The organism is Pseudomonas sp. MWU13-2100 (assembly GCF_023242365.1).
Taxonomy (GTDB): Bacteria; Pseudomonadota; Gammaproteobacteria; order Pseudomonadales; family Pseudomonadaceae; genus Aquipseudomonas.
This window is the reverse complement of sequence record NZ_JALLIX010000119.1, coordinates 1-1,065: the sequence shown is the minus strand read 5'-3', so window position 1 is coordinate 1,065 and position 1,065 is coordinate 1. Positions and strand designations below refer to the sequence as shown.

At 45.4% G+C, this 1,065-nt stretch carries 2 protein-coding genes; both read right to left on the bottom strand.

From position 1 onward, the window contains the following. Window positions 1-191: 191 nt before the first annotated feature. A complete protein-coding gene (locus tag M5B99_RS29605; RefSeq protein WP_248807456.1) occupies window positions 192-653 on the bottom strand; it encodes an SMI1/KNR4 family protein in 462 nt (153 codons plus the stop codon). A 2-nt stretch (window positions 654-655) separates the two neighbouring features. Further along, a partial coding sequence (locus M5B99_RS29600; protein WP_248807455.1) for an HNH/ENDO VII family nuclease occupies window positions 656-1,065 on the bottom strand: 410 nt, incomplete at its 5' end.

Sequence of the window (1,065 nt, the reverse complement as noted above, 5' to 3'; positions counted from 1 at the left end):
TTTTCCGAAATGGCAACAGCAACTGGAAGCTATCGACCAGCTACCTAAGAGCCAGCAGAAATTTGTTGCGCAGATGCTCGATGCTCTGATCGCTCAGGCCACGACCAAGGCGAGCAGCGAGGGACGGGAAGTTTTGCAGTAAGCAGATAAAACAACACCGGCGCATGGCCGGTGTAGGATGAGAATATCTATCAAATATGAGCAGAAATTCGTTTATATAAAAACTCATAAAAATCTGAAGCGTAATTAACATTCTCGCCAGACGGAAGCCGAAGACTCACGGGGCACTCACCATCTTTAAACTTCGAATAGTCAAAGAAAAAGACTTCCCCCATATCAGTTTCGCTAATCACAAGCTTTTTGCCATCTACCAGATTATTTTTTATGCCCACAATATGCTGATAGACAATATCCCCCCCATTGACACCTTCAAAGTCCACGCCATAGATACTGTAAATTTCTTCAGTACCAATCTCGCCACCCGCATACGTCTTTAAAAACCACTTGTACGACCCTGGCAGTTCAAGCCCTAGCCGCTGCTCGGCCTTCTCAATCCAGTCATCACCCACGCAATCGGCCTGACTACCAAAGCACACGATATCAGGATGCAGTGATACTAAATCCTCAATTTGATGCGTCGTAACTTGGCTCATTCTCAATTCCTAAAATCTGCAGATCGTTGCTGCCAGTACTGCACCTTCCACTTATCAAAAGCTGCCCTATCAATACCAGAAGGAATTGTATTAGGGTTAATGTGAATAGTTGCGCTATTGGTTTGGTGAAAACTTTGCGTCATTTCTGCAATAGGCCCTGACTGTGTTTGCGTCATATGGTGCAGGTTCACCGACTTGCCATCTACACCGATGGGCGCTCGACCAGAGGCCATACGCTCAGCATTACTACCTGTTATGACCTTGCCACCTTCACGCCAACTAGTTTGCAAATTAGGATCAAATAAATCATTCCGTTGATAGACCTTATTCCCACTAAACTGAATAGGATCTTTTGACCAAAAATCACGTTGCTGAGTAAAAACAGAGCCCGCCTCTGTAGCGCTCCCTATTC